The sequence below is a fragment of the Candidatus Rhodobacter oscarellae genome (assembly GCF_001078595.1).
Classification (GTDB): Bacteria; Pseudomonadota; Alphaproteobacteria; order Rhodobacterales; family Rhodobacteraceae; genus Rhodobacter_B; species Rhodobacter_B oscarellae.
On record NZ_LFTY01000002.1, the window covers coordinates 3,412,526 to 3,436,003 of the forward strand.

The 23,478-nt window shown below is 64.6% G+C and carries 30 protein-coding genes and 1 tRNA gene; 9 read left to right on the forward strand and 22 right to left on the reverse strand.

The genetic code is table 11. The features are described from left to right. Nucleotides 1–11: 11 nt before the first annotated feature. Both AIOL_RS21080 and tuf read left to right on the forward strand, forming a co-directional pair. Entirely contained in the window at nt 12–560 is a 549-nt protein-coding gene (locus AIOL_RS21080; RefSeq protein WP_082152715.1) for a hypothetical protein, read from the forward strand. Between the two features lie 107 nt (nt 561–667). Then, the gene (gene tuf / locus AIOL_RS21085; RefSeq protein ID WP_049644791.1) at nt 668–1,843 is read left to right on the forward strand and encodes an elongation factor Tu; all 1,176 of its coding nucleotides are present in this window, start codon (nt 668–670) and stop codon (nt 1,841–1,843) included. Between the two features lie 373 nt (nt 1,844–2,216). Here the strand turns inward: tuf and AIOL_RS21090 are convergent, their stop codons facing one another. Next, nucleotides 2,217–3,065 (reverse strand): hypothetical protein, encoded by an 849-nt coding sequence (locus AIOL_RS21090; RefSeq protein WP_152912625.1) that lies wholly within the window; start codon nt 3,063–3,065, stop codon nt 2,217–2,219. A 216-nt stretch (nt 3,066–3,281) separates the two neighbouring features. On the opposite strand from AIOL_RS21090, the gene AIOL_RS21095 reads away from it, so the two are divergent. Then, nucleotides 3,282–3,357: transfer RNA gene (locus AIOL_RS21095), tRNA-Trp, on the forward strand. 167 nt (nt 3,358–3,524) lie between these two features. Here the strand turns inward: AIOL_RS21095 and AIOL_RS21100 are convergent. Further along, a complete protein-coding gene (locus tag AIOL_RS21100; protein WP_152912626.1) occupies nt 3,525–4,091 on the reverse strand; it encodes a hypothetical protein in 567 nt (188 codons plus the stop codon). Nucleotides 4,092–4,182: 91 nt separating this feature from the next. Between AIOL_RS21100 and ettA the strand changes: the two genes are divergently transcribed. Next, a complete protein-coding gene (gene ettA / locus AIOL_RS21105) occupies nt 4,183–5,838 on the forward strand; it encodes an energy-dependent translational throttle protein EttA (protein WP_049644794.1) in 1,656 nt (551 codons plus the stop codon). A 443-nt stretch (nt 5,839–6,281) separates the two neighbouring features. Here ettA and AIOL_RS24645 read toward each other — a convergent pair whose 3' ends face one another. Then, complete coding sequence (locus AIOL_RS24645) at nt 6,282–7,439, reverse strand: peptidoglycan-binding domain-containing protein (RefSeq protein ID WP_082152716.1); 1,158 nt, start codon at nt 7,437–7,439, stop codon at nt 6,282–6,284. Nucleotides 7,440–7,547: 108 nt separating this feature from the next. Next, entirely contained in the window at nt 7,548–8,018 is a 471-nt protein-coding gene (locus AIOL_RS21110) for a DUF2938 family protein (RefSeq protein ID WP_049644795.1), read from the reverse strand. Nucleotides 8,019–8,432: 414 nt separating this feature from the next. On the opposite strand from AIOL_RS21110, the gene AIOL_RS21115 reads away from it, so the two are divergent. Further along, a complete protein-coding gene (locus AIOL_RS21115) occupies nt 8,433–8,639 on the forward strand; it encodes a cold-shock protein (RefSeq protein ID WP_049644796.1) in 207 nt (68 codons plus the stop codon). Nucleotides 8,640–8,705: 66 nt separating this feature from the next. Here AIOL_RS21115 and AIOL_RS25605 read toward each other — a convergent pair whose 3' ends face one another. Together AIOL_RS25605 and AIOL_RS21120 are read right to left on the reverse strand one after the other, a co-directional pair. Beyond that, the gene (locus AIOL_RS25605) at nt 8,706–8,843 is read right to left on the reverse strand and encodes a hypothetical protein (protein ID WP_235439117.1); all 138 of its coding nucleotides are present in this window, start codon (nt 8,841–8,843) and stop codon (nt 8,706–8,708) included. 142 nt (nt 8,844–8,985) lie between these two features. After that, nucleotides 8,986–9,363: a DUF2541 family protein gene (locus tag AIOL_RS21120; protein WP_049644797.1), complete on the reverse strand. Its 378-nt coding sequence runs from the start codon at nt 9,361–9,363 to the stop codon at nt 8,986–8,988. Nucleotides 9,364–9,496: 133 nt separating this feature from the next. Between AIOL_RS21120 and AIOL_RS21125 the strand changes: the two genes are divergently transcribed. The 3 genes from AIOL_RS21125 to AIOL_RS25295 are packed head-to-tail and all read left to right on the forward strand — an operon-like array spanning nt 9,497 to nt 10,631. Continuing rightward, on the forward strand, nt 9,497–9,979 hold the full coding sequence (locus AIOL_RS21125) for a histidine phosphatase family protein (RefSeq protein WP_049645595.1): 483 nt from the start codon (nt 9,497–9,499) through the stop codon (nt 9,977–9,979). Beyond that, entirely contained in the window at nt 9,980–10,234 is a 255-nt protein-coding gene (locus AIOL_RS21130) for a CBU_0592 family membrane protein (protein ID WP_049644798.1), read from the forward strand. A gap of 49 nt (nt 10,235–10,283) precedes the next feature. Beyond that, nucleotides 10,284–10,631, forward strand: coding sequence for a hypothetical protein (locus AIOL_RS25295; protein ID WP_152912627.1), 348 nt, complete (start codon nt 10,284–10,286; stop codon nt 10,629–10,631). Nucleotides 10,632–10,681: 50 nt separating this feature from the next. On the opposite strand, the gene AIOL_RS21140 is transcribed toward AIOL_RS25295, so the two are convergent. Together AIOL_RS21140 and rpe are read right to left on the reverse strand one after the other, a co-directional pair. Then, the gene (locus tag AIOL_RS21140) at nt 10,682–11,302 is read right to left on the reverse strand and encodes an SOS response-associated peptidase (RefSeq protein WP_049644800.1); all 621 of its coding nucleotides are present in this window, start codon (nt 11,300–11,302) and stop codon (nt 10,682–10,684) included. Between the two features lie 24 nt (nt 11,303–11,326). Beyond that, complete coding sequence (rpe, locus tag AIOL_RS21145; protein ID WP_049644801.1) at nt 11,327–12,010, reverse strand: ribulose-phosphate 3-epimerase; 684 nt, start codon at nt 12,008–12,010, stop codon at nt 11,327–11,329. A gap of 74 nt (nt 12,011–12,084) precedes the next feature. Between rpe and aroQ the strand changes: the two genes are divergently transcribed. After that, the gene (gene aroQ, locus AIOL_RS21150; protein ID WP_049644802.1) at nt 12,085–12,522 is read left to right on the forward strand and encodes a type II 3-dehydroquinate dehydratase; all 438 of its coding nucleotides are present in this window, start codon (nt 12,085–12,087) and stop codon (nt 12,520–12,522) included. Nucleotides 12,523–12,576: 54 nt separating this feature from the next. Here the strand turns inward: aroQ and AIOL_RS21155 are convergent, their stop codons facing one another. From AIOL_RS21155 to AIOL_RS21215, 14 genes are all read right to left on the reverse strand, one after another. After that, the gene (locus tag AIOL_RS21155) at nt 12,577–13,275 is read right to left on the reverse strand and encodes an ABC transporter ATP-binding protein (RefSeq protein WP_049644803.1); all 699 of its coding nucleotides are present in this window, start codon (nt 13,273–13,275) and stop codon (nt 12,577–12,579) included. Then, on the reverse strand, nt 13,268–14,008 hold the full coding sequence (locus AIOL_RS21160) for an ABC transporter ATP-binding protein (protein ID WP_049644804.1): 741 nt from the start codon (nt 14,006–14,008) through the stop codon (nt 13,268–13,270). Before AIOL_RS21160 ends, AIOL_RS21155 begins: the two co-directional genes overlap by 8 nt. Beyond that, nucleotides 14,005–14,961 (reverse strand): branched-chain amino acid ABC transporter permease, encoded by a 957-nt coding sequence (locus AIOL_RS21165; protein WP_049644805.1) that lies wholly within the window; start codon nt 14,959–14,961, stop codon nt 14,005–14,007. Before AIOL_RS21165 ends, AIOL_RS21160 begins: the two co-directional genes overlap by 4 nt. A 1-nt stretch (nt 14,962) precedes the next feature. Further along, the gene (locus AIOL_RS21170) at nt 14,963–15,814 is read right to left on the reverse strand and encodes a branched-chain amino acid ABC transporter permease (protein ID WP_082152717.1); all 852 of its coding nucleotides are present in this window, start codon (nt 15,812–15,814) and stop codon (nt 14,963–14,965) included. Nucleotides 15,815–15,818: 4 nt separating this feature from the next. Further along, entirely contained in the window at nt 15,819–15,983 is a 165-nt protein-coding gene (locus tag AIOL_RS25610; protein ID WP_160314542.1) for a hypothetical protein, read from the reverse strand. A gap of 63 nt (nt 15,984–16,046) precedes the next feature. Continuing rightward, on the reverse strand, nt 16,047–17,336 hold the full coding sequence (locus AIOL_RS21175) for an ABC transporter substrate-binding protein (RefSeq protein WP_082152718.1): 1,290 nt from the start codon (nt 17,334–17,336) through the stop codon (nt 16,047–16,049). A gap of 141 nt (nt 17,337–17,477) precedes the next feature. Then, nucleotides 17,478–17,939, reverse strand: coding sequence for a GNAT family N-acetyltransferase (locus tag AIOL_RS21180; RefSeq protein ID WP_049644808.1), 462 nt, complete (start codon nt 17,937–17,939; stop codon nt 17,478–17,480). Between the two features lie 45 nt (nt 17,940–17,984). Beyond that, on the reverse strand, nt 17,985–18,371 hold the full coding sequence (locus tag AIOL_RS21185; protein WP_049644809.1) for a nuclear transport factor 2 family protein: 387 nt from the start codon (nt 18,369–18,371) through the stop codon (nt 17,985–17,987). Next, nucleotides 18,343–18,747 (reverse strand): Rid family hydrolase, encoded by a 405-nt coding sequence (locus AIOL_RS21190; protein WP_049644810.1) that lies wholly within the window; start codon nt 18,745–18,747, stop codon nt 18,343–18,345. Before AIOL_RS21190 ends, AIOL_RS21185 begins: the two co-directional genes overlap by 29 nt. Further along, a complete protein-coding gene (locus AIOL_RS21195) occupies nt 18,744–19,922 on the reverse strand; it encodes a malate dehydrogenase (RefSeq protein ID WP_082152719.1) in 1,179 nt (392 codons plus the stop codon). The genes AIOL_RS21190 and AIOL_RS21195 overlap by 4 nt, the downstream gene beginning before the upstream one ends. After that, nucleotides 19,915–20,538, reverse strand: coding sequence for a BMC domain-containing protein (locus tag AIOL_RS21200; protein WP_049644811.1), 624 nt, complete (start codon nt 20,536–20,538; stop codon nt 19,915–19,917). The genes AIOL_RS21195 and AIOL_RS21200 overlap by 8 nt, the downstream gene beginning before the upstream one ends. Continuing rightward, on the reverse strand, nt 20,538–21,914 hold the full coding sequence (locus tag AIOL_RS21205; RefSeq protein ID WP_049644812.1) for an aldehyde dehydrogenase family protein: 1,377 nt from the start codon (nt 21,912–21,914) through the stop codon (nt 20,538–20,540). Before AIOL_RS21205 ends, AIOL_RS21200 begins: the two co-directional genes overlap by 1 nt. Then, the gene (locus tag AIOL_RS21210) at nt 21,907–23,097 is read right to left on the reverse strand and encodes a hypothetical protein (protein ID WP_049644813.1); all 1,191 of its coding nucleotides are present in this window, start codon (nt 23,095–23,097) and stop codon (nt 21,907–21,909) included. The genes AIOL_RS21205 and AIOL_RS21210 overlap by 8 nt, the downstream gene beginning before the upstream one ends. 81 nt (nt 23,098–23,178) lie before the next feature. After that, entirely contained in the window at nt 23,179–23,472 is a 294-nt protein-coding gene (locus tag AIOL_RS21215; protein WP_049644814.1) for a BMC domain-containing protein, read from the reverse strand. Nucleotides 23,473–23,478 lie beyond the last annotated feature (6 nt).

The window sequence follows — 23,478 nt, forward strand, 5'->3', positions numbered from 1 at the left end:
GGGGTATTGGGATGATCCGCGCGACGAAGGCTGTAATTTTACTATCCATTGGGCTGCTCATGGCGGCCTGCGCGCCTCCGACGGCCGACCTGACCGACCCGCCGGTGGATCTTGGCGACTTCAAGCTGGGCCATAACATTGTGGTCACCCCCGATCCGAAACTGGTGCCGGGCTCGCGCCGGGCGACGGATGAGGAATGGAAGGCGGCGATGACCGGCGCGATCGACGCGCGCTTCGGGCGGTATGAGGACGGCACGCGGCTCTATCACTTCGGGATCAGCATCGACGCCTATAACCTGGCCGCGATTGATCTGCCGGGCGTGCCGACGCCGAAATCGGCGCTTGGGGTCACGGTGACGGTCTGGTATGACGCAAAGGGCGCGAAGCTGAACGAGAAGCCAAAGACGATCACCGTGCTGGGGATCTTCTCGGGCGCGGGCATCCAGCCCAGCAAGCAGGTGCAGCTCGACAACCTCTCGGCGCTGGCCGCGCGTGAGATCCAGGAATGGCTGCTGGAGAATCCGGAATGGTTTGGCATCGCCTCAGAGCCCGACAGTTAGACCGGTTTCGGCAACATCTGCTTGATTTTTCCGGGCCGCGCGGCTAACGAGCGCGCGATGATGACCCGGGCCGCGACCGGCCCCTTAAAAGTAAGGCGCCCTACGATATGGCAAAGGAAAAGTTTGAGCGTAACAAGCCGCACGTGAACATCGGCACGATCGGGCACGTGGACCACGGCAAGACGACGCTGACGGCGGCGATCACGAAGTATTTCGGCGACTTCCAGGCGTATGACCAGATCGACGGCGCGCCCGAGGAGAAGGCCCGCGGGATCACGATCTCGACCGCCCACGTGGAGTACGAGACCGAGGCGCGCCACTACGCCCACGTCGACTGCCCCGGCCACGCCGACTACGTCAAGAACATGATCACCGGTGCCGCCCAGATGGACGGCGCGATCCTGGTGGTGAACGCCGCCGACGGCCCGATGCCGCAGACCCGCGAGCACATCCTGCTGGCCCGCCAGGTGGGCGTGCCCGCGCTGGTGGTGTTCATGAACAAGGTCGACCAGGTGGATGACGAGGAGCTGCTGGAGCTCGTCGAGATGGAGATCCGCGAGCTGCTGTCCTCCTACGACTTCCCCGGCGACGACATCCCGATCGTGGCGGGCTCGGCCCTGGCCGCGATGGAGGGCAACAACCCGGCGATCGGCGAGGAGAAGATCAAAGAGCTGATGGCGGCGGTGGACGAGGCGATCCCGACGCCCGAGCGCGCCGTGGACCAGCCCTTCCTGATGCCCGTCGAGGACGTGTTCTCGATCTCGGGCCGCGGCACGGTTGCCACGGGCCGGGTGGAGCGCGGCGTGATCAAGGTCGGCGAAGAGATCGAGATCGTCGGCATCAAGGACACGCAGAAGACCACCTGCACGGGCGTGGAGATGTTCCGCAAGCTGCTCGACCAGGGCGAGGCCGGCGACAATATCGGCGCGCTGCTGCGCGGCGTGGCCAAGGAGGCGATCGAGCGCGGCCAGGTGCTGTGCAAGCCCGGCTCCGTGAAGCCGCACACCAAGTTCACCGCCGAGGCCTACATCCTGACCAAGGAAGAGGGCGGCCGCCACACGCCGTTCTTCTCGGGCTACCGGCCGCAGTTCTACTTCCGGACCACGGACGTGACCGGCAACTTCAAGCTGCCCGAGGGCACCGAGATGGTGATGCCTGGGGACAATATCAGCTTTGAGGCCGAGCTGATCGCGCCGATCGCGATGGAGGAGGGCCTGCGCTTCGCCATCCGTGAGGGCGGCCGCACCGTGGGTGCCGGCGTCGTCGCGAAGATCATCGAGTAACAGCGGGGCCTCCTCGCGCCCAATAGGGCGGAGAAGCAGCCAAGAAAAAGAAGCCGCCTGAAATCAGGCGGCTTCTCTGCTTTTGCAGCGGCGAAGCGCATTGAACACAGCGCCGGTCAGAGAGATCGTTGCGGCAGTCGCAAGAGCACCCTGATTGCGGGGCCAATTCGGCTTGCGTTCGGTCTCAGGTCTTGCGTCGCAACATGGCGGCGCCCGCGACATCAGAGAACCGCTGCCGCAGGTCCAAACACGTTCAAGCACAGGTCGGATTCGCATTCACAGCGGACACCGACTTGCTGAGCGAAGGCCTCGATTGGCGTCTTGAAGCCGAGGCAGTCTCGCGCCGTTGGGTTCATGATCCAGGCGTTGTCGCCTATGCCTCTGGGGGCTTCATCTGCCAGGAGACCCGCGCGCCAGGATTGGCCGCCAGACCCTGGGACAACGCGTCGAGCCGGTTCTGGATCCCCCAGTCGCCAAAGCGCACCCGCGCCGAGGCGATGGCGCCCTGCATGTCATCATCCGTAAGCGACGCGACCTGGGCGCGCTTTAGGACCGCCTCGGTGATCGGCTTGCGCAGCAGATAGGCGATGCTATCGCGCCGGGCGAAGGCCACGGGCTCGAACACGTCGCCGAAAAGCTCCATCTGCGCGCAGATCCAGGGTTGCGACCAATGCAGAAAGTCCTGCTGCACCAAAAGCGACCGCCCGGGGACCAGCGAGGGGAAGAAGGCGCGGGTAATGGGGTCGATCAGATCGACCTTCTTGAAGACATCAATCGCCAGGATCTCTATGGGGCCGCCGTCCCAGCCCAGCTCCTCGATATTGCCCTTGTGATAGGTGATTTGATCGGCCCAGGGGGACAGGAAGTCCCGCGCCAGCGGCAGGATGTCCGCACCGTCGAATTCCGGCACGCCCTTGTCGTAAAGCTCGGTCTGCTTGGTCTCTGCCTTGGCGGTGAACTTGTCATAGGCGTGGATCGCCAGCGGCTTGCCCGCCGCCTTGGCGCCGGCAGCAAGGCGCGCCGTAGAGCCGCCCGCGAAGGCGCCAAGGTCCACCACGGCGCCGGTGCCCTCTGCCCAGTCTTGGGTGATCCAGGTGTAGAACCGCTGCTCGTCGCCCGCCAGCATGGTGGGCACCCGGCGCGCCTCGGGCTGGTCGTTGAGGTTGACGTTGCGCCAGGGCACGCCCTCGAATTCCGCGGCATCGCGGTCAGCATTGCTCATGGCGCCAGCTTCGGTCATGCCGCGCCGCAAGGCAAGCGCGATTACAACGCCCCGCCCTAAACCTGCGAGGGCAAGTTGAGGCCGGGCGCCCACAACTTCCATGGGACCGGCCAGGTTCCGCTAAGAAATCCTGAGAAAGGTCTTTCACGCCCCGCTGTTGGGTTGGAATTCCACTTGCGTTTGGGCGCGCGACGGACTACCCCAGCGCCTGGCTTTAGGGGTATAGCTCAGTTGGTAGAGCGACGGTCTCCAAAACCGTAGGTCCCGGGTTCGAGCCCTGGTGCCCCTGCCACCGCCTCTCGATTTGTTGCACTGGCGGCCGGTCCCCTCCGCGCAGGGAAGACCGGTCTTTTATGCGCGTTACCTGCATCGTAACCGAATCGCCTGAAAATAGAGGGCGGTAGGGAGGGGGTAACTTCCAACGCGGCGTTAACTCAAATTTAATCCACCGAAGGAGCCTTACGGCCGATCACACTTCGCGACCTGCAGCAGGGTGGTCTCCCATTCCCGCTCCGCCTGAAAGTCATCGATCAGACCGTCTCCGTCCAGGCCGGTCACGGCCTTGATCCCGTGCTGGATCATGTAACGCGGGTGATAAGCGGGCGGGCCGCTTTGGCGCTGCAGCGCGCAGAGCGCGGCGCGCTCGGGTGAGCCGTCCGCCAGATAGGCCTGCTGGTGCGGGCCCATCAGCAGCATCGCCTCGCCCGCTTCGCTGCCCACCTGTTGCAGCAGCATGTTGATAGCCTGGCCGGCGCTGCGGTCCGCGACCCGCTTGGCGTCAAAGCTCCCGCGCGTGATCAGCAGGATGAACAGATCGAACGCGGTCGCGCCGTTTTCCTGGCGCAGGCAGTCGCGCATCCCAAAAGAGATGTCCGCCGGGGTGGCCTCCGCACCGACCGCCTCCACCGCGACGCAGGCCAGCGGCGCCAGCGCCACAAGGTTCCCCTCCGTCTCGATATTGCGCACGCCCTGCGCCTGAGCCTGCGCCGCCGCGCCACAGATGAGCCCCAAAGCAAGTCTTAGCATCCGTCATCCCCCGCTTCCTGCGATCATCGTTGCCCTTCTTGGGCGCCTTGGCTAGAGGGGGGCGCGGATTTCTTGCGAAGGAGCGGACGCCATGGCCAGCTATCAGTACGTTTACCACATGGACGGGGTGTCCAAGACCTATCCCGGCGGCAAGAAGTGCTTTGAGAACATCCGGCTCAGCTTCCTGCCCGGCGTGAAGATCGGCGTGGTCGGCGTGAACGGCGCGGGTAAGTCCACGCTGATGAAGATCATGGCCGGGCTCGACAAGGATTTCTCCGGCGAGGCCTGGTCCGCCGAGGGCGCCAAGGTGGGCTACCTGCCGCAGGAGCCGGAACTCGATCCCGCCCTGACCGTGCGCGAGAACGTCATGCTGGCCGTGGCCGAGAAGCAGGCCATCCTGAACGAGTATAACGAGCTCGCGATGAACTACTCCGAGGAGACCGCCGACAAGATGGCCGAGCTCCAGGACGTGATCGACGCCCAGGACCTGTGGAACCTCGACGCCAGCATCGACATCTCGATGGAGGCGCTGCGCTGCCCGCCGGACGACGCCGACGTCACCACGCTCTCGGGCGGCGAGAAGCGCCGCGTCGCGCTCTGCAAGCTGCTGCTCGAGGCGCCCGACATGCTGCTGCTGGACGAGCCGACCAACCACCTGGACGCCGAGACCATCGCCTGGCTGCAGCAGCACCTGATCGCCTATAAGGGCACCATCCTGATCGTCACCCACGACCGCTACTTCTTGGACGACATCACCGGCTGGATCCTGGAGCTCGACCGCGGCCGCGGCATCCCCTACGAGGGCAACTATAGCGCCTGGCTAGAGCAGAAGGCCAAGCGCCTCAGCCAAGAGGCCCGCGAGGACAAGTCCAAGCAAAAGACCCTGGAACGCGAGCTGGAATGGATGCGCCAGGGCCAAAAGGCCCGCCAGGCCAAACAAAAGGCCCGGATCGACCGCTATAACGAGCTGGCCGAACAGTCCGAGCGCGAGAAGATCACCCGCGCCCAGATCGTCATCCCCAACGGGCCCCGTCTTGGCTCCAAGGTGATCGAGGTCACCGGGCTCAAGAAGGCGATGGGCGACAAGCTCCTGATCGAGGACCTCTCCTTCTCGCTGCCCCCCGGCGGGATCGTCGGCGTGATCGGCCCCAACGGCGCGGGCAAGACGACGTTGTTTCGGATGCTGACGGGGCAGGAGCAGCCCGACGAGGGCAATGTGGATTACGGCGACACGGTCAAGCTCAGCTACGTGGACCAAAGCCGCGACGACCTGGACCCCAACCACAACGTGTGGGAGGCCATCGCCGATGGCCAGGACATCATCAAGCTGGGCGACGCCGAGGTGAACGGCCGCGCCTATTGCTCGACCTTCAACTTCAAGGGCGGCGACCAGCAGAAAAAGGTCGGGCTGCTGTCAGGCGGCGAGCGCAACCGGGTCCACATGGCGCGGCTGCTGCGCGAGGGCGGCAACGTGCTGCTGCTCGACGAGCCAACCAACGATTTGGACGTGGAAACCCTCCGCGCCCTAGAGGACGCCCTGGTCGACTTCGCCGGCTGCGCCGTGGTGATCAGCCACGACCGCTTCTTCCTGGACCGGATCTGCACGCATATCCTAGCCTTCGAGGGCGAGGCACATGTGGAGTGGTTCGAGGGCAACTTCGAGGATTACGAGGAAGACAAGAAGCGCCGCCTCGGGCCCGACGCGGTGGAGCCGAAACGGATTAAGTATAAGAAGTTCACCCGTTAGGGTGGGCTTCTTCGTATTCTGCGTTGGTTCGGCTGGTGCGTGGCAGCGTTTTGGCTTGCCAAAGCGCGTGCGTACTCCTCGCAGAATTGGCGCTACGTTCCAAGCGGATGCGGGTTAAGTATAAGAATTTTAACCGCTTGGGTAGACTTTTGAGAGTTGTACATGATTTCTTGGGCCAGCGAACACGTTGGTAGAATTTGTTATTTGCCGATACTCACAACGCAAAATCTAATCTCTGCCGGTTAAAAGATTTATCGATTCTTCAATAAGATTCCAATTATTACTGAGACTAGGATTGACAAAAGCGCTACCAAAAAAACAATCATCGCAAAAGCTTCAGGAATTCCTGGATTCACCCAAATTGCCAATAATACTCCCGCGAGCACTCCAATTAGACCACCCTTCCCTATTCCAGGCAAGCCTTCCATATCAAACCCCTTTCACTATCCGCCGAAGAAAATTCCGAAAACTCCGGGGCCATGTTGTACAGATAACTGTCGAATTTTATGTCGCAGGCGTTCTGGCGAAAACAATACTTCGCGTAGTAGTGGGTCAGCTTCTATTTCCCATTTCCATTCGTTGAACAGAATCGAAGCTTGGCGGAAATCATGCACCAACGACAGGTCCAATGAAACAATAAGAGCTTCAGCTTCACCAAACTCTCTTGCCGGTAACCAGCCAAGCAGGAACGGGCCAGTGCCTTCATCGGAGAATCCTGCCCGCCGTGCGGCATCGATTGTCAAGCGAGCAAGCTCATCGTTGTAGTTTTCTACCGCGAGTTCGCACGCTGCCGGAATATCTTCTCTTTGTTGGAAGTTGAGATCGCAAGAAACATCGGGACTCAGCACTGGCCAAACGGTCGTAAACTGCTGAGATCTTGGCTCCAGCAACTCGGTGGACCGAGGCAATGATGCAAAGAACGCTTGGCAAATCATTTCATGCCGATCTTGGTCCCTAGGCGTCGCCAGCGCCTTGAAAGAAAGAACTCCATATCCAAGAAAGTTCTCGGGCGGAAACTCGTTCAGAGTGGCGAACAAACGGGACGGCATCGGTGGCTCTATCGTCGCGCTCACGGTTTTCTCTGGATCATAGGCATCAGCTGTCGGTGATTCCGCTGTTTCACCTAAGGTAGGTGGAGGGGATGCGTTAAGTCGCACGACGTCAGGCTGTGAACCCGCGGGACTTTGCTCCCGTTCATTCAAAACCGCTAGGAAAGCTCGTCTCGAAGCTCGGACAGTTTGAATTCGCGTTCTCTCAGAGTCCGATACACTCAAGTTTGCAGCGATCTTTAGGATCATGAATTGGTGGTTTTGTAGGACGCCATCGGCACTTGCGTTGAGTTCGCCTTGAAATCTCTGAATAGCGGCTTCTGTAAGTGGGCCAAAAATTCCGTCTATCGGACCCGGGCTGTACCCGAGGTCAGTAAGGGCGATCTGTACTTCACGAAATCGATTGGTCGGGAACTCTTGCGCGACATTGATGGCAACATACTCTTCTTCGTGGAACGTTCTTTCAGCAATTGCGAACTCTTGTGAGGTTTGGGCAGATAAAGTTTCAAGCTGAAAGCAGAGTGCTAAAAAAAGTAAAGCGATGGTTCGCATGTAAAAAATCCCGGGTAAAGGAAAATACTCTCTTTTTCACTCAAAAAGTCTATTGAAAGTAGCGAGAAATGCAAGCGCAGCAAGCGAAGACATTAATCTGCCCACCGCTCACAAAACCAAAGCCACCGCCCACATCCCCAACCCAAAGACCGTATGCGCCAAGAGCCCGAACCCGCGGGTCTTCCACGGGGCGGGGGTCTTGGATGCCGCCCAGCCCAGGCCCATGCCTGGCTGCAGCAGGAACCAGCCCGCCGCGATGGTGAAGATCGAGAACAGCCAGACCGGCAGGAATGTGGGCTCCGCCAGCCAGGCCGCGCCGCCGAGCAGAGCCCAGAGCACACCGTAGCTCACCCCGACGCCGTAATGCAGCGCCCAGCCCAGCGCCAGCTCGCCTCGGACTGGGTCCACCGACCCGATGTCATTGTGAAAGAGCACCGGCATGTGCCCGACCCAGCGGCCCGGCATCGCCCAGTTCGGGAAGGGCGACACGCCCAGCCGGGCCAGCAGCAGCGCCCAGAGGTCCATCGCCACGGTCCCGCCAAGGCCCATCAGTATCCCTATGCCCAATAGCTCCGCCATGTCCCGCCCTCTGCTCTATGCGCTCAACTTTGGTAATCCGCCTGATGCCAGAACCCAAGCGCTTCTCGCCCCACGGCGCGCCCATCGCTCTCCCACGCGCAGAACCTTAATGTTTCATGAGTCGCGCGCACGGTCTGTTCATCCCGCCCAATTGCGAGATCGTGCCCGACAAAAGGCCGACATTTTGCCGACAAAAGGCCGACGCCGAATTCCTCAAGAAATCATGCGCTTAACCACCGATTCGCGGCAAAAGTGCGATTTCGCTTGATTTTGCAGCTCTTCCGGCCCATACGGCACGCGCTATTGTTACCCCCTTTCGACCACTGTCTCGCTTTTGGCTGCAGTCTCTCGAACAGGACTGACTAAGCCGGGCGCCCGCACCCCCGCGGGGCGCATCATTAAGGAGACACACAGATGGCCAGCGGCACTGTGAAATGGTTTAACACCGACAAAGGCTATGGCTTTATTGCGCCTGACGCCGGCGGCAAGGACGTTTTCGTCCACATCTCGGCCGTAGAGCGTTCGGGCCTGACCGGGCTTGCCGACAACCAGAAGGTCAACTTCGACATCGAAGATGGCCGCGACGGTCGTCAGGCTGCGGTGAACCTCACCCTCGCCTAACGCGTTGTAATATCTGACAATGAGGCGGGCGGCATGCGCCCGCTTCTCTATTCCTACGGCTGAAGCCTAGTGCAGCAGCCACCTGATGATCTTGGACAGGCGGCGCCCAAACAGGCGCAGTCCGGTGTCCTCTTGCGGCAGCCTGCCGTCCTTGCCATTCCAATGCGCCCAATGGCTCTGCACCTTGAAGTCATCGTTGATCATTTTGTTTTGCATGAAGGCCCCCACCCAGAAAGCGACTTTGGTAAGGCGCTTTTGGTGCTGAAATGGGGCGGGAATGTGGCCGGAAGCGCCTCGAATTCGAAACAAAGTGTTTCGATTGCTTCGTAATCTAACCGATTCGACCCTACTGACCCTCGGCGCGCAGCACGGCATGCCCGCTATGGTCGTGGAAGCTGTCGTAATGCACCGAGATGCGATGAACATCCCGCCCAAGCGCGCGACCGCGGAGCTTTATCCAGCTGGTGCAGTGATCGCGCGGAAGGCGCAGATTGACCGGCACTGTCCTGTGCCCGCCATTGCGCAGAAACACGTCCAGCCAAAGCACATGCACATGCCCGCGCGTGGCGCAAAGGCGCAGATCCCGAGAGCGCTCGCGGTCAGGGGCCTTTAGAAAGGCAATGTCCGTGCCCGGGTAAAGCGTCATCTGACCCAGGGATCCGGCCGCCTGCGCCGCAGGGGCAAGCAGTGACAAAGCGAGAGCGGCGGCGAACAAGGTGCGCATGGGAATCCCTCCGAGCAAGTAAAGCTGACTATACCGTCGCATTGGGCCGCGCCTGGCGCAAGGGCGGCAGCTTATGCGGCTTTTTTGCGATTCCCAGTTCCAAACGCGCGCGATTTGTTCAAAACTGCGCGGTATGCGACCTGTTCGACTGATCCTGGGGCTCTTGACGCTGCTTGCCGCCTGCGCGGCACCTGGCCAAGTGTCGGTTCCTCCCGAGACCACGTTGATCATTCTGCGCCACGCGGATCGCGTGGGCGAGGACCTGACCGAGCAGGGCATCGCCCGGGCCGAGGCGCTGGTTGCCGCGCTTGAAGGGGTGCCCATCGACGCCATCTATGCGCCCGGCATAAAGCGCAACCTGGAAACCGCGGTGCCGCTGGCCCGCGCGCGCGGCCTGACCGTACAGCGCATCCCGGCCGAGAACCCCGCCGCGCAGCTCATGGCCTCTGGGGCGGGCAAGACCATTGTTTGGATTGGCAATAAGGGCAACTTGCAGTCGATCTGGGACGCGATCTCGGCCCCCGAGCCGCCGCCTTTGAACTACGGTGACCTGTTCTTTGTGACCCGCGCCCGGGTCGGCTCGCCTTTGGTCGAGCGGCGACGGGTGGAGCCCTAGATGGATCTCAGCTTTACCTGGATCGATTGGGTCGGCGTCTTGGGCTCGCTCTGCATCGCCAGTGCCTATCTGGCGGTGACGCGCGGCTGGGTGGACCCCGAACGCCCGGCCTTCAATCTGTGGAACCTTCTGGGCGCGCTGCTGATCCTGTTTAGCCTCTATTTCGAGCCAGTGCCCGGGGCGATCCTGATCGAGCTGTTCTGGATCCTCATCGCGGGCAGCGCGCTGCTGCGCTACGCACGACGCAGCAGGTGAACATATTTTCGCCACAGATCTGTGTATGATGCCCGGTGGGAGATGTGTTATGCGTAATCTGTTTCAAAAGAGACAAGCCGGTGGCGCCTCGGGCGCGTTATATCAGTCCGCAGCCGCCGTAAGCTTTAATCACGACGGGCTGGAACTTGCCCGAACCAAGAAACGCAACCGATGGCTGCCAATGTGGCACATCGTGTTCTTTATCTACGTTGTGCTGCTCATTCGATTGATCTCGATGGTCGAAATCGGCCCGGCCTCTTATGGGCACCGGATGGCTCAGCTTCAGAACGGCACGTTCATCGAGCGCACCACGGCGCGCGTAATGCAGATGGACCCGCTGTCGCAGTCGATTGCGTTGCGCATTCGCGTGGGTATGAAGCGGCTTGGTATAAACTAAAAAGCGCTGGGGCGCCCATCGGGATCCCCAGCGGTTTCACCAAGACCCCGTCACGGCCCGTCCCAATCCACGCCCACCGCCTCCTCGACCTGCAACAGCCCGTCGGGCAGCGGCCGCATCAGCGCCGCGGCCTCGGTCTGGTCTGCGCCCAGCCAGGTTGCGAATTGCGCGGGCTCTAGGATCACGCCCATGCGGTGATGGATGTCCTGCACATCCGCGTTGGGTTCGCAGGTCAGCGCCGCGACCTGCCAGACCTGCGTGCCGCCGCCCGGCGCGGTCCAGACGTCATAGATCCCCGCGAAGACCACCGGCGCGCCGTCCCGGCGGCTGATCCGCCAGGGCGTCTTGCGGCGCGTCTCGCCGGTCCACTCATACCAGCCATCCGTCGGCAGCAGGCAGCGGCGCACCCCGTCAAAGGCGGATTTCTCGAACACCGTCTCGGAGCGCGCGTTGACCACCGTCTCCATCACCGGGCGCCCGCGGGCGTTCACCCGGCCCACCGGGATGATGCCCCAGCGCATCTGGGTCAGAGCGCGGTCCGGCGGGCAGACCAGGACCTCTTGCCCCGGCGCCACGTTGTTGCGCGGCTCGGCCACCAGCGCGCCGGGATCGGCGCCCAGATGTTGGGCGATCTCGGCAAGAGGGCGGCGGAGGAAATACCTTCCCGGCATGCGGCCAGTCTATGACTGGCGATCCTAGCGTGGCAAGGCGGCCTCGCGGATCGCCCGGATGTTGGCGCCATAGGGCGCGGGGTCGCTCACGGACCCACCCTTGAACACCGCCGAGCCCGCCACCAGCACATCCGCCCCCGCCGCGGCGACCAGCGGCGCCGTCTCGGGCGTCACCCCGCCATCCACCTGGATATGGATCGGACGGTCGCCGATCCAGCCGCGGATCTTGGCGATCTTGGCGGTCATGTCGATGAATTTCTGCCCGCCAAAGCCGGGGTTCACGGTCATCACCAGCACCATATCGGCCAGATCCAACAGCTCGGCCACGGCCTCTGCGGGCGTGCCGGGGTTCAGCGCCACCCCCGCCTTGCAGCCCGCCGCGCGGATGGCCTGCAAGGTGCGGTGGATATGCGGGCTGGCCTCGACATGGGCGGTGATCATCTGCGCGCCCGCCTCGGCGTAGGCCTCGATATAGGGGTCCACCGGCGCGATCATCAGGTGCACGTCCATGAAGGTCGTCACATGCGGCTTAAAGGCCTTCACCGCCGGCGGGCCGAAGGTCAGGTTCGGCACGAAATGCCCGTCCATCACGTCCACATGCACCCAATCGGCGCCCTGGTCCTCGATGGCGCGGATCTCGCGGCCAAAGTCGGCAAAGTCAGCGCTCAGGATCGAAGGTGCGATCTTGATGGAACGGTCAAAGCTCATCTGGTCCCCCTGGGCTTTCGTTTGCGACGTCATATGGCGTAAGGGGGGGAAACCCAAGAGAAGGTTTCTTTGCGATGCCCAAGACCGTCTACTTTCTGAACGGCCCCAACCTGAACCTGCTGGGGCAGCGCCAGCCAGAGCTTTACGGCGCCACCACCCTGGCCGAGGTCGAGGCCGAGTGCACCGCCCTGGGGGCGGAGCTGGGGCTAGAGCTGGTCTGTCGGCAGTCGAACTCCGAGGGGCAGCTGGTGGACTGGATCCAGGAGGCCCGCGGCAGGGCCGAGGCCATCGTGATAAACCCGGGCGGCTACTCGCACACCTCAATCGCGATCTTCGACGCGCTGAACGCGTTCGAGGGCAAGGTGGTGGAGGTGCATGTGTCGAACATCCACGCGCGCGAGGAGTTCCGGCATTTCTCTTACGTGACGCTGCGCGCCGACGGGGTGATCATCGGCTGCGGGACGCATGGCTACCAGCTGGCGCTGCGGCAGGCGGCGCAGCTCTTGGGCTGAGACGCAACCCATGTAGGGCGGGACTTGTCCCGCCGCCCGCTCTCGTTGCTTGCGTCAGTGCCCGAAATAGGCCGCGGCCAGCGCCTCGTCCTTGGCCAGGCTCTCGGCGGTGCCCTCCGCCGTGATGCGCCCGCTTTCCAGCACGTAGACCCGGCTGGCCAGAGAGAGCGCGAAATTGGCGTTCTGCTCGGCGATCACCACGGTCAGGCCGAACTCGTCGCGCAGGCGCCGCAGCACCACGGCGATCTCGTCGCAGACCTTGGGGGCCAGCCCAATGGTGGGCTCGTCCACCAGCAACAGCCGAGGACTGCCCATTAGGGCGCGACCGAGGCTCACCATCTGGCGCTCGCCCCCAGATTGGGTGGAGGTTTCCTGCCCGGCGCGCTCAGCCAGCCGGGGGAAGAGCGCATGCACCATCTCTAGGTTTGTCTCGATGTCGCCCCGCGCGGTGTAGGCGCCCACCAGCAGGTTGTCGCGCACGGTCATGTAGGGGAAGAGGTTGAAGCGCTCGGGCGCGTAGCCCACGCCGCGCCGCACGATCTCCGACGAGCCTTGCCCGGTCAGGTCCTGCCCCTCCAGCCGCACCGCGCCGGTGGTCTTGGTCAGCCCCAGCACGCTATCAAACAGCGTCGACTTGCCCGCGCCATTGGCCCCGATCACGGCGATGATCTCGCCCTTCTCGGCGCGCAAGGAGACGTCGAACAGCGCCTGCGCGCGGCCATAGAAGGCAGAGAGGCCCTGGATCTCAAGCATCGCCGCCGCCTCCCAGATAGGACGCGCGGACGCCAGCGTCCGCGATCACCTCAGAATAGGCGCCCTCCGCGATCTTCGTGCCGCGGTCGATGGCAATGGCCCGGTCGATCAGCGGCTCGAGCGCCTTCAGGTCGTGGCTGACGATCAGGAAGGTCATGCCCTGGTCGCGCAGCTTCTGCACCAGGGCGCTGATCGTGGCGATCTCGCCCACGGTGAGCCCGGCAAAGACCTCGTCCAGCAGCATCACCTTGGGGTCCGTGGCCAGGGTGCGGGCCATCTCCAGCTTGCGCAGGTCGCCCATGGACAGCTCGGCGGGGGTGCGGTCCAGGTCCGCCTCCGCGAAGCCCACCGCCAGAGCGAGTTCGCGCTCGCGATCCCTATCCGCCCCCCGGGTGACCATCTGCCAGACGCTGTCGGGCATCAGGCCGACGCGGATGTTCTCGGCCACAGTGATCTCGGGGAAGGGGCGCGGCACCTGATAGGTGCGGCTGACGCCCCGGCGGATGCGCGCAGGCGTGCTGAGCGCGCTGATCTCTTGCTCCCCCATGTGGATCTGCCCGCTGGTCTGCCGGTGCTCGCCCATGATCTGGCTGAAGATCGTCGTCTTGCCCGCCCCGTTCGGGCCAATCAGCCCGACGCTCTCGCCCGGCTCCACGGTGAAGCTCATGTCATTCGTTGCGGTCAGCCCGCCGAAGCGCTTGACCAGGTTGGAGACTTGCAGCCGCGCGCTCATGCCCGCCCCCAGAGCCGCTTTAGGCCGCCCTCGATGATCGCGTAGATGCCTTTGGGCTGGTACATGTAAAGCACCAGCGCCACCGCCCCGTAGACCAGGAAGCGCTCGGCGCCGGGCAGGAACGGGCGCAGCCACTCCAGCAGGAAGGTCAAAAAGAACGCGCCCAGCACGGGGCCCAAGATGGTGCCCGCCCCGCCGATAAGCGCGGCCACGATGATGGTGAACACGCTGTTGATGTCGAACATCGCCCTTGGCGCCAGCGAGCCGTTGTAATGCACCAGGAACGCGCCGGCGAGCCCCGCCACGAAGGCGCTCACCAAAAAGGCCATCGCCTTGAGCCGTATGGTCGACAGCCCCGAGCCGCTCACCGCCTCCTCGTTCTGCCCCAGCGCCCAAAGCGCCGTGCCGAACCGCGTGCGCATCAACAGCCAGCAGCCCAGCGCCACCGCCAGCATCAGCGAGACCGCCAGCATGTATCCGTTCTCGGCGCCCCGCGTCAGCGTCTTGATCCCCGAAAGGCCGCGCGTGCCGCCGGTCAGGTCCGGGCGGATCACCTGCACCAGCTGGTACATCAGCTCCATGAAGGCCAGCGTGACAAGCGCGAAGTAGCTGCCCTTGATCCGCAGCGCGGGCAGCAGCACCACCAGCCCGCCGATCATGGTGATCAGCACCGCCAGCGGGATCGACAGCTCCACCGGCACCCCGAACTTTTTGGACAGGATCGCCGTGCCATAGGCGCCGATCCCGATCAGGAACGGGTGCCCGAACGAGATGTAGCCCGTGCGCCCGCTCAGCACGTCCCAGGAGATCGCGAACATCGCCAGATAGCAGGCCTGGATCATCGTGCGCAGCGTGCCGCGCCCCATGAGGCCCAGATCCACCAGCCGCGGCATCAAGAGCATCGCGGCGATCAGCGCGCCCCAGGCGGCAAAGTGATACCAGCGCAGGTTCATTTTAGTGTATTTCCTCGCGGCCAAAGAGCCCCCTGGGCCGCAGGACCAGCACCAGGATGATAAGGAGCATCGTGAAGACGCCGCGCAGCTCGGGGTTCCAGCTGGAGACGATGATCTCCATGAAGCCCACGATATGCGCCACCACCAGCGTCCCGATGATCGAGCCGATCCCGCCCACGATCACCACCGCCACGGCGATGATCAGCGGCGCCACCCACATGCCGGGATAAAGCTGCGTGTAGCTGGCAAAGAACACGCCCCCGATGGCGCCCAGCGTGCCCGAGATGCCCCAGGTGATCATGTTGATCCGGTTGGCGTCGATGCCGCTGATCGCGGCGCCCTTGGCGTCCATGCTGACCGCCTGCATCGCGCGCCCCGTATGGGTGAGCCGCACGAAGAAATAGAGCCCGATCAGGATCGCCCAGCTGATGATCGTCGCCACCAGGTTGGAATAGGGGATCGCGGCGCTCGCGACGCGCTCCACCCCCGGCACGATGGGCAAGAGGATCTTGGAGCTGTCGCCAAAGATCAGCACCACAGCGGATTGCAGCACCACGGCGAGGATCAGCGTGGCGATCTCCACCGCCGAGTGCACGCCCTGCACCCGCTTCACCAAAAGCTGGTACTTCAGCAGCCCCAACACACAGCCCAGCACCCCCGCCAGCATCACACCCGCGATCTTGGGCAGGCCCAGCTGCTGCGAGAAGTAGAAATAGGCATACCCGCCGATCAGCAGATACGCCCCATAGGCCAGGTTCAGCACCCGCCCCACGCTGAAGATCAGCGTGAAGCCCATCGCGATCAGCGCGTAGAGCCCGCTGAGCAAGAGGCCTTGGATGAGGATTTGAAGCATCGGGTTAGGTCTCGGTCAGGACCGCGTCGAGCTGGGTCAGCATGACGTTCCTGCAGATCCGGCGCGCGTTGGCCCTCTTGGCAGAGGCCGCGGCGCCACAGGTGAGGCCCTGCACGCCTTCATCGGTCCGGCCGGGCGAGGCCTTTTGCACATCTTGGGGGTGGGTCACCTGCGGGCGTCCTTCCTGCTCGATCGGTCGGTAGGATGGGGTTTAACCCCATCCTACGCGTGTTTACTTGGACGGCACCCAGCTTGGCAGCGTGAAGTCCTGCGTGGCGAACTCGAACGGGTAGACCACGCCGACCGAGCCGTCCTCGTTCCACTGCACCACCACCATCGAGGGCTGCGCGTCCTCATAGGGCGCGGTCAGGTCGAAGCGGGCGTTATGCGGATAGGTGCGGCCGGTGACCTCCTCGACCTCGTCTTTGCCCCAGAAGGCGTAGCGCAGCCAAAGCTTGCCGTCCTTCTCCAGCACCAGGTCCTGCTTTTCCATCTCGGCGGCCCAGGCGGCGGCCTCGAAGGACCCCGCGGCCTCGGCGGCGGCCATGGCCTGCTTGACGCCGTGATAGGCGTTGAAGCCGTTGAAATGCGGCACCACGGGGCGCGAATCGTACTTGGCCTGGTAGGTGTCCACGAAGCCCTGGCTGACCGGGTCCAGCTCGAAGCCGACCGAGGGCACCGGCGAGAGCGTCGAGATCCCGCCGCCCGCGCCGCCGGTGTCCTCCCAATACTCCATGCCCAGGGCCGAGACGTTCACGCCGGTCATCGCCATCGGCACCTGCAGCTTCACATACTGGCTGGAAACCACCTGGCTGTTCACCGACGAGACCTGGTAGATGAAATCCGCGCCAGAGGCCTCGGCCTTGGCGAAGATCGGCGCGAAGTCCACCGTGCCGATGTCATAGGTGATGATGTCCTTGACCTCGATCCCCGCGACCGGCGCCAGCGCCTCGGTCACCAGCCCGGTGATCGCGCCGCCAAAGGCGGTGTCCTCGGCCAGCACGACCACGCTCTCAAAGCCCATCTTGGCCTTCAGCACGTCCGCGCCAAAGCTGATGTATAGCGTGGCCAGCGCCTCGTCAGAGGCGATGTTCATGAAATAGGGCGCCATGCCCTCGGGGTCCTCGACCACCATGTCGATGATGCCGATGTAAGAGGTCCAGGTGTCCAGCGTCGGGATGCGGTATTCCTGCATCCGGGGCAGCCAGCCCAGCGAGACGTCGTCGATGGAGCCGGAGATGATAAAGTCCACCTCTTCCGTCTCGGCGAGGTACTCATAGGCCTTGATGCCCTCGGTGACGTCCTCTTGGGTGTCGGCGGTGACCATGGTGATCTTCTGCCCGCCCATGATGCCGCCGGCGGCGTTCAGCTCTTCGATGGCGATCTCGGCGCCGCGCAAGGTGCTCAGCCCGGTGTCCGAGGACAGCGAGCCGATAAAGCCGATCTTGACGTCGGCGATTGCGCTTGTGGCCAATACGGCGGCGGCAGAGGCACTAAGCAATAGTTTGAAAGTCTGTGTCATGTTACGCTCCCTATGATGCGTCGGGCCGTTCCGGCCTCTTTGTATACTGTATACAGAAACCGGAAGCGTGGCGCGTGTCAACGAATTCCTGCGCGTCGACGCCAGCGCGAGGGCAACCAGGGGCGCAAAGGAGCGGTTCCTTTAGGGCGAAACAGGGAACTTCTTGCGCACGCGCCCCTCGATCACGTCATAGGTGCGAAAGCCGATCGCCTCGTAATATCCCAGCCCCTCGGCATTGTCCTCGGTGATGCGGGCCTCGATCTCCGCAAGGCCCGCGGCTTGGGCGGCATGCAAGGTGTGGGCGAACAGGCCGCGCCCGATGCCGCGGCGCCCGAAATCGGGGTCGATATGGGTGCCGATGACGCCGATGCCGGGCTCGATATCGTAGGGGTTGCCCGGCCACGCGCGTTTGAGCACTTGCAGCCCGACCAGCTTGGCGTCTTCCTCGGCGACCCAGCAAGAGATGTTCGCAAAGTGGTCGATATAGGTCTCGCGCGCGTATGCGATGGTGCTGGGCAGGCGGCGCTTGCCGACGGCCTCCAGGCGGGTGAAGACGTTGGACATGGCTTGGGCGTCGTCGGGCTGGGCGAGGCGATAATGCATGCGCCTTTGCTCGCCCGGCCAGGTCGCGATGTAAAGCCAGTAGGGCTAAGCTGCGGGGCTGTCCTGGCTGAAGATGTTCCGCCAGCCGCCGCCGGAACGCTCCCAGATGGAGCTGACATACATCCTCTCCGCCGCGCCTGTCCCGATCCGCTCGTAATGCGCCAGATAGGACAGCAGCGCCCGGTCCTCGCCCAGATCAAGCAGCCTGGCCTCCGACAGCGCATAGCGCAGGATCGACGGCCCATCGCCGAGCTGCGAGACGTGCCCCGCCTTGTCGGAGAACCCGCTGGGATAGACGCCCAGGAACCGCTCGTTCAAGAGCGCCGCGTCCGCCGCCGCGTCGCCGCGCAGCAGAGCGTCCCAGACCTGCCGCTCCAGCGCCAAGAGCTCCGTCAGGCGGGCCTCATCCGGCAATGGTGCCGTCCTCGTCATGCACGATGGCGTCCACGTCGATCTCCACCACCATCCCCGGCTGGCTAAGCCCCGCCGTCACGCCGGTCAGCACCGGCTCGATCCCGGCGAAGACCTCGCCATGGGCGCGGACGAATCCGCCGGTGTCGCAGTCGGCGGTGAAATAGGCGCGCACCCGCATCACGTGGCGCAGCTCGGCTCCGACATCCCGCAGCGCGGCCTCAATCCTTTGCAGGATGTAATGCGTCTGCGCGTAGGCGTCGCCGGGCGCGTGCAGCTTGCCGCTGGGCTCGATGGCGGTGGTGCCCGCCACGTAGACGAAGGGCCCGACGCGCTTGGCGCGGGAATAGCTGCCGATCTCTTCGAAGCGGCCGCCGCCCTGGGCCTTGCGGATCATGACGCCAACCGCGCCTTGATCGCGTCCGCCGCGCGACGCAGAGCATCGCGTTCCTCCTCGGTCAGGCGAAGCTCCTCGACCTCGACCAGCCCGCTGGCGCCCAGATGCGCGGGCACACCCAGGACCACGCCCTCGATGCCGTATTCGCCGTCCAATCGCACCGAGACCGGCACCGGCCCGCTGCGCGCGCCGCGGATGTGGTCCAAAAGCTCGACCGAGGCATGCGCAGGCGCAATCGTCGCCGAGCCCATCTTTTTCAAGGCCACCACCTGCCCGCCGCCGGTGACGGCGTCCTGCACGCAGGCCGCGATCCTCTCGGGGCTGAGGAACTTCTCCAGCGGCGCGCCTTTGATCCGGGCGAGGCTTGGGATCGGGGCCATTTCCTCGCCATGGCTGCCCAGGGTGATGGCCTGCACGTCCGCCGGGGTGACCCCCGCCGCCATGGCCAAAGCGTTCCGAAAGCGGCTGGAGTCCAGCGTGCCCGCCATGCCCAGCACCCGCTCGCGCGGGAAGCCCGTGGCGCGCAGCATCTCGGTGGTCATCTCGTCCAGCGGATTGGTGACCACGATCACGATGGCCTGCGGGGCCTGGGTGCGGATCGCCTCGGCGGCGGTCTGGATCACGCGGGCGTTCACCCCGATCAGGTCGGCGCGGGTCATGCCCGGCGAGCGCGCGCGCCCGGCGGTGACCACCACCACGTCGGCGCCGCTGACCTGCGACAGGTCCTCGCCGCCCAGGCAGCGCGCCCGCGCGCCGGTGATGCCGGTGGCGTGGTTGAGGTCCAACGCCGTCGCCGCGGCCAGCCCCGGCGCGATGTCGATCAAGGCGATCTCGTCGGCCATGTCCGCCATCGCCGCCAGATGCGCGATGTTGCCGCCCACGCCGCCCGCGCCAACCAAGGCGAGCTTGCTGAAACGCCGCGCCGGAAGGATCGCGCCCCGACGGGGCGCCACCCACCGCGCCGAGCGCTTGTACATCAACCGCCGCATCGCCGTGGTGCCATCGGTCTTGACCGGGGCGGGCCGCTCCAGCGGCCCATCGACCAGCCTGATCCCGATCCGCGCGGCGGTCTCGCGCGCCACATCCGTGATGATGTCGCCGGGCAGGATCTCGAACACCACGCGCCCGCGCTGGCGCGCGTCCTCGATCAGTTCAGAGCCTACAACCCTACTCATTGCGTCCTTCGATCGCCTCAATTGCCCGCGTCGCGGCCTCCATCGCGGTCTGCACCGAGTTCTCGGACCCGCTGATGAACAGGCGCCCGAACCGGCCCACCGCGCGCACCTCGACGATGTCGATCTCGGCGGCCTTCTCGGCCTCGTTGGTGGCGATGGAGATATAAGCCGCGGGGGCGCATTCAATGATCCCCAGCGTCTGCCCCGGCACCAGCAGCGCGCCCTTGCGCCACTTGTTGAGAAGCTGCGCCTGGTGCGGCTCCACGCTGGTGATGATCTGGGTGGAGGCGATCGCGGGCTTCAGCCGGTCCTGCATCGACGCGCCCAGCTCTGACAGGATCGCATCGCGCGCCATAGAGACCTCGGCATTCGACGGCGAGCGCAGGATGAAAAAGCCAAACTCGCGCTCGACCATCTGGCTGGTCGCCTCGACGCTCGAGGCCTTCAAGGCGCGGTCGATCAGCCCGAACACGCCGTTGCCCGGCGCCAGCTCGCCGATCAGCACGGTGTCGCCCGCCAAGGGGATCGAGCCCTGCACCGTCGCGCCATTATAGGCAGCGAATTTGGGTTGCAGGTTGTCGATCTGCATCAGCGCGCGGATGGTGATATCAGCCATTAGCCATAGTCCTCATAGATGTCGCGCCAGTTGCGGTTCGCATAGGCCACGCGCTTGATGTTGATCAGATGCAGCGCGGTGACGTTGTCGGAGGTGATCGAGCCCGACCAGGTGCCGGTGCCCAGCATAAAGCTCGGCTCCATATCGGTCGCATATCCCGCCCCGCCATGGATCGCGGGCACGTTCACCAGCACGCGCCCCGTGGGCACTCGGGCGAAGTCCGCGACCACCTGCGGGTCGTTGGAATGCACCACCGCGGAGTGCCCCCAGCCCTCGAATTTGGCGATGCTATGCGCCAGCTCGATGCCGTGGCTGGAATTCTTCGCCGCGTAGAAGGCCATCACCGGGTTCAGCTTCTCCGCCGACAGGGGCCGGTGCCAGCCGATCTCGGTCTCCTCGCTGATCAGCGCCTTGGTGCCCGGCGGCACCGAGAACCCGGCCAATTCGGCCAGCACCTCGGGCGCCTGCCCGACGCGCTCTGGGTTCATGCGCTGCTTGCCCAGAAAGATCACCTTGGCCAGGCGGTCGGCCTCCTGCGGCGTGCAGAAATAGCAGCCCGCCTGCTTGAGTGCCGCGCGCATGTCGCGGGCGATCTCGGGATCGGCGATCACCGCCTGCTCGGAGACGCAGGCGGTGCCGTAGTCGAAACTCTTGGAGGCCACGATCATCTCGGCGACCTCGTCCAGGTCGTCCTTCATCGAGCCGTGCACATAGCAGGGCACGTTGCCCGCGCCGACGGCCAGCGTGGGCTTGCCGCAGCTATAGGCCGCCTTGACCATGCCTGGCCCGCCGGTGGCCATGATGATGCTGGTGCGGCGGTGCTTCATCAACGCGTCGGTGCCCTCGATGGTGACCTCGCTCAGGCATTGGACCAGGCCCTTGGGGGCGCCGGCCTGCTCGGCGGCCTGCGCCAGGATCTTGACGGTTTCCAGCCCGCAGCGCAGCCCGCGCGGATGCGGCGCGCAGACGATGGCATTGCCCGCCTTCACCGCGCTCAGCACCTTGAAGATGATCGTGCTGGTGGGGTTGGTCACGGGGATCAGCGCGGCCACCACGCCCATCGGCTCGCCAAAGGCCGCGATCTTGGTGGCGTCGTCGCGCCACAGCATGCCCAGCGTGGTGACGTCCCGCAGCCAGTTCACCGTCTCGCGGGCGTTCATCAGGTCCTTGATGCGCTTGTGCTCGGGGTTGCCGTATCCGGTCTCCTCATGCGCCATCTGGCCGAGGCGGGCGCATTCGGGCTCCACCGCGCGGGCCATGGCCTCGACGATGGCGTCGACCTGCGCGGGGTCGGTGCCCAGGAAGTCCTGATAGGCCTTAAAGGCGGTGTCGGCGGCCCGGCGGGCCGCGGCGATGGAAAGCAGGTCGTTATCCATGGGCGCCCCCGGCGATCTTGTCCATCTGGCGGCGCGCCTCCGAGGCGTCCGTGGCGGTGATCCCAATCGTGTCCAGGCGGCGCCCGGCGGCGGCAACATCCGCGCCCAGAACGCTGGAGGCCAGGGTGATCATCGCCTCGGTAACGGGCACCTTTGTGCCGGTCAGCCTGGCGGCGGAGACCAGCGGCACCAGCGAGCCGATCACCCCGTCGCGCAGCGCCTGCTTGGCGCTCTCTTGATCTGGAACCGGGCGCGCGGCTTCGCCGCGCGATCCTCCTGCATAGAGGTCGATCCAGTCGTCGGTGTCGGGAAAGGATCGCGTGCCGAAGGCGTGCCCGACGCTGCGGCGCTCCTCGGCAAGCTGTTCAATAATGCGTCTCTGTTCCGGCCCGATGAGGCTGGCAAAGCTCTGGTTTTCCGGCAGGGGCTGCCCGCCCATTGGGATCGGCTGTGCGCCAGAGCCCAGCGCTGGCCCCGACATCAGCAGTGCCGGGAATTCCACCAGCGCCGACCCGTCATGAAAGCCGTTCACGGCGATGGGATGGGGCGGCTGGATCGCGATCAGCGGCGTCACGGCCGCCAGGACGTGCTCGCGTCCGCTGGGCAGGGTGGCGGCGCCGACGGCGCCAGCCTGGGAGAGATGCAGCACCGCGCCCTCGCTGCGGATCCAATAGGGCAGGCCCTGAGTCTCCACGATGGTGAAATCCGCTGTGGCGCCGCCGATGCGCAGATACCAGGCGGTCTCGAGCGCGCCAAAGGTGCGCCCGCCGGGCAGTACGATGACCTGCCCGCCCTGGAGATGATCGGCCAGAACCATCGCATAGGTGCGCTGCTTGTGGACCGGCCCGGTCAGGAAGATAAGCTCGGCGTCCTTCACGGCGGCGTCAAGCTCAGCGGTCAGCTTGACCGACGGCCCCTGCGGGCGATCCACGTGATAGGTCCCAACCGGCCCCGCCCCACGCAGGGTGATGCCGGAGGAGGCGCGCATCGCCTCCAGCTCGGCCCCGTAGGCTGAGAACAGCGTGACCTCCGCCCCCTCGCTCAGACACAGCGCTGCAATCAGCCGCGCATCCGCGCCACCGCCGAGCACCGCAATTTTGGAAAATTGCGGCACATCCCTTGCAAGGGATGTCCGGCGCGCGCTCGAGGCGGCTTCAGCGAAATCAGCGAACGGGTTGCTCATCTGGGCGCGTTCCTATCGGCTGGGCGGGCCAAGAATTTTCCAAAATTCTTGTCCGATTTCTTGCAAGAAATCGGCCCGCGCCTATCCGAGACCTTCCAGGATGGCCTCAAGCTCGTCATGCGGGCGCGCGATCACGTGGACCGAGACGACCTCGCCGACCTTGTTGGCCGCCGTCGCACCCGCGTCCGTCGCGGCCTTCACCGCGCCGACCTCGCCGCGCACCAGCGTGGCCACCAGGCCGCCGCCGGGGCGCTGCTGCGAAACGATGGTGACGCTCGCGGCCTTCACCATCGCGTCCGCCGCCTCAATCGAGGCCACCAGGCCCCGCGTTTCGATCATGCCAAGGGCCGCCTGGCCCGCTGCTGGTTTCGCCATTTTAGG

Bases quoted from the DNA above. Each gene is read 5' to 3' on its own strand.
- AIOL_RS21185 (WP_049644809.1), bottom strand. From the start codon at position 18,371: ATGACGAGGACGGCACCATTGCCGGATGAGGCCCGCCTGACGGAGCTC.
- AIOL_RS21175 (WP_082152718.1), bottom strand. From the start codon at position 17,336: ATGACACAGACTTTCAAACTATTGCTTAGTGCCTCTGCCGCCGCCGTA.
- AIOL_RS21140 (WP_049644800.1), bottom strand. From the start codon at position 11,302: ATGCCGGGAAGGTATTTCCTCCGCCGCCCTCTTGCCGAGATCGCCCAA.
- AIOL_RS21115 (WP_049644796.1), top strand. From the start codon at position 8,433: ATGGCCAGCGGCACTGTGAAATGGTTTAACACCGACAAAGGCTATGGC.
- tuf (WP_049644791.1), top strand. From the start codon at position 668: ATGGCAAAGGAAAAGTTTGAGCGTAACAAGCCGCACGTGAACATCGGC.
- AIOL_RS21170 (WP_082152717.1), bottom strand. From the start codon at position 15,814: ATGCTTCAAATCCTCATCCAAGGCCTCTTGCTCAGCGGGCTCTACGCG.
- AIOL_RS24645 (WP_082152716.1), bottom strand. From the start codon at position 7,439: ATGCGAACCATCGCTTTACTTTTTTTAGCACTCTGCTTTCAGCTTGAA.
- AIOL_RS21090 (WP_152912625.1), bottom strand. From the start codon at position 3,065: ATGAGCAATGCTGACCGCGATGCCGCGGAATTCGAGGGCGTGCCCTGG.
- AIOL_RS25605 (WP_235439117.1), bottom strand. From the start codon at position 8,843: ATGATCAACGATGACTTCAAGGTGCAGAGCCATTGGGCGCATTGGAAT.
- AIOL_RS21155 (WP_049644803.1), bottom strand. From the start codon at position 13,275: ATGCTTGAGATCCAGGGCCTCTCTGCCTTCTATGGCCGCGCGCAGGCG.
- AIOL_RS21125 (WP_049645595.1), top strand. From the start codon at position 9,497: ATGCGACCTGTTCGACTGATCCTGGGGCTCTTGACGCTGCTTGCCGCC.
- aroQ (WP_049644802.1), top strand. From the start codon at position 12,085: ATGCCCAAGACCGTCTACTTTCTGAACGGCCCCAACCTGAACCTGCTG.
- AIOL_RS25295 (WP_152912627.1), top strand. From the start codon at position 10,284: ATGCGTAATCTGTTTCAAAAGAGACAAGCCGGTGGCGCCTCGGGCGCG.
- AIOL_RS21210 (WP_049644813.1), bottom strand. From the start codon at position 23,097: ATGAGCAACCCGTTCGCTGATTTCGCTGAAGCCGCCTCGAGCGCGCGC.
- AIOL_RS21080 (WP_082152715.1), top strand. From the start codon at position 12: ATGATCCGCGCGACGAAGGCTGTAATTTTACTATCCATTGGGCTGCTC.
- AIOL_RS21215 (WP_049644814.1), bottom strand. From the start codon at position 23,472: ATGGCGAAACCAGCAGCGGGCCAGGCGGCCCTTGGCATGATCGAAACG.
- AIOL_RS21120 (WP_049644797.1), bottom strand. From the start codon at position 9,363: ATGCGCACCTTGTTCGCCGCCGCTCTCGCTTTGTCACTGCTTGCCCCT.
- AIOL_RS21100 (WP_152912626.1), bottom strand. From the start codon at position 4,091: ATGCTAAGACTTGCTTTGGGGCTCATCTGTGGCGCGGCGGCGCAGGCT.
- ettA (WP_049644794.1), top strand. From the start codon at position 4,183: ATGGCCAGCTATCAGTACGTTTACCACATGGACGGGGTGTCCAAGACC.
- AIOL_RS21160 (WP_049644804.1), bottom strand. From the start codon at position 14,008: ATGAGCGCGCGGCTGCAAGTCTCCAACCTGGTCAAGCGCTTCGGCGGG.
- AIOL_RS21190 (WP_049644810.1), bottom strand. From the start codon at position 18,747: ATGATCCGCAAGGCCCAGGGCGGCGGCCGCTTCGAAGAGATCGGCAGC.
- AIOL_RS21165 (WP_049644805.1), bottom strand. From the start codon at position 14,961: ATGAACCTGCGCTGGTATCACTTTGCCGCCTGGGGCGCGCTGATCGCC.
- AIOL_RS21200 (WP_049644811.1), bottom strand. From the start codon at position 20,538: ATGGCTGATATCACCATCCGCGCGCTGATGCAGATCGACAACCTGCAA.
- rpe (WP_049644801.1), bottom strand. From the start codon at position 12,010: ATGAGCTTTGACCGTTCCATCAAGATCGCACCTTCGATCCTGAGCGCT.
- AIOL_RS21180 (WP_049644808.1), bottom strand. From the start codon at position 17,939: ATGCATTATCGCCTCGCCCAGCCCGACGACGCCCAAGCCATGTCCAAC.
- AIOL_RS21205 (WP_049644812.1), bottom strand. From the start codon at position 21,914: ATGGATAACGACCTGCTTTCCATCGCCGCGGCCCGCCGGGCCGCCGAC.
- AIOL_RS21195 (WP_082152719.1), bottom strand. From the start codon at position 19,922: ATGAGTAGGGTTGTAGGCTCTGAACTGATCGAGGACGCGCGCCAGCGC.
- AIOL_RS21110 (WP_049644795.1), bottom strand. From the start codon at position 8,018: ATGGCGGAGCTATTGGGCATAGGGATACTGATGGGCCTTGGCGGGACC.
- AIOL_RS21130 (WP_049644798.1), top strand. From the start codon at position 9,980: ATGGATCTCAGCTTTACCTGGATCGATTGGGTCGGCGTCTTGGGCTCG.